Here is a 6467-nt window from a genome sequence, read left to right as displayed (position 1 = left end):
GAGACGGCTTGCCGCCGCCCTCGGCCTCGGCCTCGGCCTGGACCAGATCACCACCGCCCCGGACTGGCTACGCCGCCGCACCACCCCGGGCGAGCCGGTCCTGGCCACCGCCACCTGCCCCGACACCGGCGAGCAGTACGTCTTCCTCGCCCGCTTCCCCGTCTACGACGACGAGGCGTTCGAGCTGCTGGGCCCGTGCCCCGCCTGCGCCGGCCAGGTCCCCCTCGCCGCCGTCCGGCACCTGGCCGACCTCGGCACGTATCTTTCCCGCCCGCCGCTCACCCCCGAAGACCTGCCCCTTGCGACCGTCCTGCCGGACACCTTCACCGGCGACGAAGGACACACCAGCACCTGCTGCTACGGCCAAATCCACTGACACCCCTACCAAGCGGCGCTCGACGGGGCCGGTTGATGACACCTGGCAGACCACTGCGGATCTGCACTCGGAGCATTGGCCTACCTCGCCCAGGAGACCGCCGACGAGGCCGCCCGGCCCTACGGGAAACTGCGCCCCCCGGATCCGCAGGCCGGGGCTGGCCCGCAGGAGTAGCTCTGCCACACCAACGAGCGGAGCGAGGAACGTCTGTTGGGGACAGACGGAGGTATCGCAGAAAAGCCGGTGCACGGTCAGCCGGCCCCGTAGAGGCTCGTCGGCGACGGGCTGGTCATCGAGCATCCGGTCGTGGCGGGCTGTGTATGCGGAAAGCTCATATGCCGCGGCCCGGAGGCGCTCTCGGCGGGCGCCTGCTCGACACCTGTACCCAACCCAGCCGGTCAGCGCCTCCAGGCGCTCTACCTCCACACCCGCAGCAGCGGGAAAGAGCACACTGCCGCCAGCCTGTGTGGCTGAGCCCGCGTTCTGGTGAAAGAACCGCCATCAGGTGCTGACACACGCTTCTGATCACTGCCGCGAACCACTGCCAAGCGCAAGACTGGAGCAGCCACTAGACACCGAACACGCCGACGTGGCAGCATCCTGCTCGCCAGGTGCACCCCACCTGGCAGAGACTATCCCGCATAAGCGGGCTCATAGATCTCCCTGCCGGCAGGTAAGGGGGTCCCCTTTCGAAGGAGACTCCTGTGCCTGCCGTTTCTCATTGCACCCAGTCCGCAACGTGGTCGGCCTATCAGCGCGCGATCGTGGACATCGCCTTTCCAGCGCACCGAATTCGCATCTCGCCGGGCTCCTCGCACCGCGCAACGGGCCTTGCCTACCCGATCGATGGCGCGCGCACGATTCACATCGTCACCGCCTTCAACCCGGGCGGTCGCCTGGTTTCCGCACACGCCAACCTCCGCGCACAGCACGAGCTGCTGCAGATACTCGACCGGCGGGGGCTGCGGTGGTGGCCGGCTGTCGGAGGCGACCTGGCCAACACGCATGCCGAAATCAGCGCTGCCGTGGTGGGCCTGGACGACGCCGAGGCCCGAGCACTGGGCCGAAGCTTCGGCCAGGACGCGGTGTTCGCGTGGTCGCCGACCTCGTGGCGGCTGCTGGCCTGCGCCGACACGGCCCACGACACGGTCATGACCGACTGGCAGGCCACCCTCGTGAACACGAGCGCAAGTTAGCCCCTCCTTGGCCGCGTCCAGCCACACACACAACTACCGCCATCTCACAAAACGGAGAGATCCCGTGAACCGGGGAGACTACGAAACCCTTGCCGCTGCCATCGCCGACAGCAAGGTTGACATCCAATCCCGGCGCATCCTCGCCTTCGACCTCGCCGACGCACTCACCTGCACCAACCAGCGCTTCGATCCCGTCCGGTGGCTGCGGCAGTGCGTCATCGGCCCGGTGACCCCCGCTGAGGTTGCCCACTGGAGCACCCGGCTGAGGCATCGGGTGAAGCACATCGATGATCGCCGGCAGGCGTGGCAGCAGCGCACAGGAGGCCGCCTCGAGTCCTACTCCGCCCGTGACCTAAGCGCACAAGCCGCCCCTCTTGTCGCGGCGTACGAATGAATCTCCGCCCGTGGACCGGCCGCCTCGATGGCGCCCGGGCGCCCCCCCCCCCACAAACACGCAGGGGGGCGCACGAGGGTTCTCACCAGGACGACTGCTTGCACGCAGCGGTCAACACGCACCCCGCGAACGTGCAGCCATCAAAATAACCATCACGCTTTCATCACGCATCTCGCACAAAGTGCGTGGTGCCTGCAATGATCACCGCTGCACGCCTACAGCACCACCCGGGGGTCCTTACTCCATGCCTCGTCTTGCCCTGCCCACGCTCACCCTCGCCGTCGCGATGGCGCTCACCGCCTGCTCGGGCAGCGCCAAGCCGGCCAACACCGTCAGTCGTTCCCACGAGCCTGCCGTCACCCAGGGCAGTGCTCCTGCCGCCGTCACGGCCGCGCAAGCCCTGGACACTCTTCGCAAGGCTGTCCCCACGGCCCGCTTCACCGGGACGGTCACGGCTGCGAATGATCAAAACCATCTATTGGGCAGGCCTGGGCAGTACACCTCAAAGGTCACCTTCTCCGACAGCCGGATCGGCGCGTCCGACACCGAAGGGCTGGATCAGGGGGATGTCGGGCGGGGTGGGGCCGTGGAGGTCTTCGCCAGTGCGGGCGATGCGGCCCGCAGGATGACGTATATCCAGAGCATCACCAAGAGCGTGCCCGCCTTCGCCGAGTACGACTACCGGCACGACACCGTATTGGTACGCGTCTCGCACATCCTGACCCCCAGCCAGGCGGTGGCGTACAAGAAGGCCGCCAACACCCTGGGCTGATCCAAAGCTTCTTCAACGCGCGGCGCCAATCGAAGCTGGTGCTGCGCGCCTCAAACCGGTCTTCACACCATCGCGCCGCCCATAGTCGGCGCGGATCACTGACCTGCTCGTGCCGCGACGAGGACGAGCGAACGGGCCAGCAGCCTGCGCGTCGAGCTCGGGCTTGTGCAGGCCAAGAGTCGCCTGAGCGACGCCGAGACCAGCTCCCAGGTGCAGGAACACGGCGCCCGTGCCCCCGCGGATGCGGCGACTCGAGGCGGTGTGGACCGACCACCGCAACCGATCTATTTTGAAAGTTCAACAATCGTGAAGGATGAGGAAGTCAAGGGCTGCGCAGGCTGCCTGGCCGTCTGCCTGGTGGTCCTGGTCCTGTGGCTCATATGGCAAGCCATCAAGTGGGTCATCAGTGACTGGAACTGGGCATGGGGCCTTGGGACAGTCGCTGTGCTACCCGTTCTGAGCCACATGGTGGTTGTGGCCTGGCGCGAGCAACAGCCACTGGTTCCCACTCAGTCCCGGGAGATCTGGCTCACCGCCGTGTGCACCAGCACCGTCATCTTGCTGACGGCGCTGGTGTTCCTCAGAGGGTGGGGCACTGCACTGTTCGCCATCGTGCTGGCCGTATCCGGCTCACTAACGCTGGCTTTCGCCCCGAGCCAACTGCGTCTGCCATCGCTGTGGCCGCCACCAGCCACAGCAGAGGCATCACAGCCCAAACCTCCTATGACAGATGACGGAAGCCGGCCGATCGACACAAGCGACACCACGTCTGCGGAGCCGACCTCATGACGCCAACCAATCGAGTGCCATCTGCCACGGGCACCGCTGAAGCCGACAACGTCACCGTCACCCCCGAGCAGGTCTGGCACGATCAGGGGCGCAGCAACAGACCGAAGCGTCTTATGACCCTCGGCGCCACGCTCGCGCTCAGCGTACTGGTGTTCCAGCTGGCTCCCAACGGCCCAACGAAGACGCGCCCGGCCGCGGAAGCCGACAACATCACAGCCCCCGCAGTCTCTACTGCCGCCAGCACGCCCACACCGCGGCCGTCCGCCTCCACGAGCGTATCCGCGACGCCCAAGGCCAAGCCGAGCCACAGGCATGTCAAGGCGTCACCGCCAGCTTCGACGAGCGAGGCGGATTCTGCGGGCGACTGGCCGTCCGCCTACCGAGTCGGCCGCGTCCAAACAGAGTGCGACTCCATCACGGGCTGCATGACCACCGCCACGATCACGTTCACCAACATGGACAGCGTCTCGCACACCTTCTACTACGAGTACCAGGGAATCGACGACTCCGGCACGATCGTCTACGAAGGCGCCTCCTCCACTGCTGAACTCGACCCGGGCCGATCCCAGAAGGATCAGATGGTGGCCAGCGACGACACCGACCCCACAAACAAGGTGGCAAGGATCGAAGTCTCGAGCGTCACCGTGGACTCACCATTCTGAGGCGCCATCGCCCGACAGCAACAGTGCCGCATGCCAGAAGCCGTCGACAGGCGCCCGTCTCCATAGGGGCGACCCGGCCTGCACCTTTGCAAGCCGGCCTCAGGAAGCAACCAGAAGGAACACGCCAAGCAGGGAGCCCGTTCACGTGTATGACGAGGAAAAGTCCAGGGCTCGATTCCTCGCGCTGGGATGCAGCCCCGAGGACGCCGACACCTTGGTGAACGCGGGCATCGATCCTGACATCGTAGGCACCGGCGCCCGCGACGCCGTGGCATTCGCCTCCGCCGCCGTCTTTCACGCTCTGGCCGACCCCAACCACTATCTCCAGGCCGCAGACGGCGATCCGGATGCGGCCTGGCGACTGTGGGCGGAGAACTCACTCGAAAGCCTTCAGGACGAAGAGGGAGACGAAGAGGACGACGACGATGGTGGCGACGAAGAAGGCCGAGACAGTGGTTGGGACGACGGCTGTGAGGCGGCCGAGGCCTGGCAGGGATGGGCAAGCGCCTACATCAACAGCACAGAAGCGGGGGAGTGCTCCATCGAACTGATCGACGATCTGGGGATGCCGGGCAACGCCACCTACTTGGACACACTGACCTTTCCTCTGCCTACCGAGGCCCCTGCGGCCTCGCCCAGCGAGCAGGATGCCCGCATCATCCAGGCGGCCATCGAAGAGCTCGCCCGCTACGGATGCATCCCCGACTCCGACGTCCACGGCAGTACGGGCAGCTTCAGCCTGGTGGTCCGCACCCACGACCACGCGTGGGAATGGTTCGAAAGCCGGCGACCCGTGGCCGAAGGACTTCGGCTGTTGCTCGCTGCACTACAAAGTTTGCCTCTGGGTGACCTGACGGTCATCCAGACAGACCGCGACCACTCCGACGCTCACCACACCCCGCAGTCTCAGACCTGCCAGCCGGACACGACGTCAGACACTACCCACGACTCGATCATCAACTGGCGTGACCGGGACGAGTTCGTAGCACAGGCCACCGTGGAACAACCGGACAGCGTCCGCATCGAGCGGTATCAAGGAGGCTGGACCCACCACCTGCGCGACGGGAAGGCTCTCAAGCATCCCAGTCTCCGGGGCCTCAGGCGCATATGGGCCGAAGCCGCGCGACGCGATGGCGAACTGAGCGGCTTCGCCGCCACCTTCCGCTCCGGCGATGTCATGCACCGCTACCGGACACAGGCCGACTGGGTCGACGCCCTGCACCAGCGCCTCGAGGCATGGGAGGACAGGGTGAACGCGGTCCGCGAGGAGCAGTCCCGGTTCCCCCACCTCAAGCAGTGGGGAAAGCGTCTGCATCACGCACTCCTCGACGACGATCAGTTCATGGCGGCCACGACACGTCAGGCACAAGAGCACCGGTGCGCCGAACTTGCGCGCACCATGTTCGTCCCCGACGTCCCACTCCAGTCCCCCTACATTCAGCGCGCCTTCGCCCGGGCAAAAGCCGGGCGAGCCGACATCATCGGCGAACGCCAGCAGACGCGTTGGCGGGAAACAATTCCCACCTGGGCAGCACAGTTGGCCGCATCGACTGCATTCCAACAGGGCACGACTGCTGAACGAGCCATGCTCGCCAGCAACCTGCTCCACCACCATCACCCCTCGGCCGACACTCCAGAACTCGTTCGAATGCTCCGCAATGCGGCCGCCGATCTCCTCGAGCTGTGAACCAAGCCCGACGGCGCCAGGCAAGAACTGCGCAAACCCAACCGAAGTGATCAAGCGGAGAGTCCTGTCAGTGCTGACCAAAGGAGACGCGAGATGGGAATGCACCCCATGCAGACGCCGATCGACTGCCCCGGCTGCGGAAGAAACCTTGCCCAAGACCCACAGCCCAAGCGCATCAAGACCGACGGCTTCCCAGCGGAAGCCACCTACGAAACCGATCCCCTATGCGGGACACGCTGGCACGTCTGGGACAAAACATCCCCACTGCGCCACCAAGCCCAACCGTATGTGGACGCGCCGGCTTCACCCAAAGACGTGTGTTGACACTCAACAGCTCTTGGTGCCCACCATAGTGGCCTCCGACATGCCCGTCGACGCAGTCACCGCGCGTGCTTATCATTCGTACCGCCACGGGCACCTGATGTACGGCGCAACCTCGGAGCGCCACGCTACTGACCACATCATCCGCCGTGCCGGAATCACCGTCACCGCCCACCTAGTAGTGCTTGGTCAGGTCGGTTGTGGTGGTGCGTGTCCTCTGGGCCCGGTGTGGCGTTGAGTGTGCGTGACTCCGGACGAGATTGCTGTGGT

Annotated in this window: 6 protein-coding genes and 1 pseudogene; all 7 read left to right on the top strand. The window is 65.8% G+C overall.

The annotated features are described in order from the left end of the window. A pseudogene (locus ACWEN3_RS38260) lies at nt 1-376 on the top strand (hypothetical protein); the annotation flags it as partial. A 704-nt stretch (nt 377-1080) separates the two neighbouring features. Beyond that, nucleotides 1081-1572, top strand: a complete 492-nt coding sequence (locus ACWEN3_RS38255; protein WP_452980901.1) for a DUF3293 domain-containing protein — start codon at nt 1081-1083, stop codon at nt 1570-1572. A gap of 64 nt (nt 1573-1636) precedes the next feature. Beyond that, nucleotides 1637-1966, top strand: a complete 330-nt coding sequence (locus tag ACWEN3_RS38250; RefSeq protein ID WP_452980898.1) for a hypothetical protein — start codon at nt 1637-1639, stop codon at nt 1964-1966. 244 nt (nt 1967-2210) lie between these two features. Next, the gene (locus ACWEN3_RS38245; protein ID WP_452980895.1) at nt 2211-2738 is read left to right on the top strand and encodes a hypothetical protein; all 528 of its coding nucleotides are present in this window, start codon (nt 2211-2213) and stop codon (nt 2736-2738) included. 306 nt (nt 2739-3044) lie between these two features. Next, nucleotides 3045-3527, top strand: coding sequence for a hypothetical protein (locus ACWEN3_RS38240; RefSeq protein WP_452980892.1), 483 nt, complete (start codon nt 3045-3047; stop codon nt 3525-3527). Next, nucleotides 3524-4189, top strand: a complete 666-nt coding sequence (locus ACWEN3_RS38235) for a hypothetical protein (protein ID WP_452980889.1) — start codon at nt 3524-3526, stop codon at nt 4187-4189. The genes ACWEN3_RS38240 and ACWEN3_RS38235 overlap by 4 nt, the downstream gene beginning before the upstream one ends. A 145-nt stretch (nt 4190-4334) precedes the next feature. After that, the gene (locus tag ACWEN3_RS38230; RefSeq protein ID WP_452980886.1) at nt 4335-5876 is read left to right on the top strand and encodes a hypothetical protein; all 1542 of its coding nucleotides are present in this window, start codon (nt 4335-4337) and stop codon (nt 5874-5876) included. Nucleotides 5877-6467 lie beyond the last annotated feature (591 nt).

This window comes from Streptomyces sp. NPDC004561 (assembly GCF_053602155.1).
The sequence above is the reverse complement of the archived record's forward strand: the minus strand, read 5'-3'. Positions and strand labels throughout refer to the sequence as shown.

Bases quoted from the DNA above. Each gene is read 5' to 3' on its own strand.
- ACWEN3_RS38245 (WP_452980895.1), top strand. From the start codon at position 2,211: ATGCCTCGTCTTGCCCTGCCCACGCTCACCCTCGCCGTCGCGATGGCG.
- ACWEN3_RS38235 (WP_452980889.1), top strand. From the start codon at position 3,524: ATGACGCCAACCAATCGAGTGCCATCTGCCACGGGCACCGCTGAAGCC.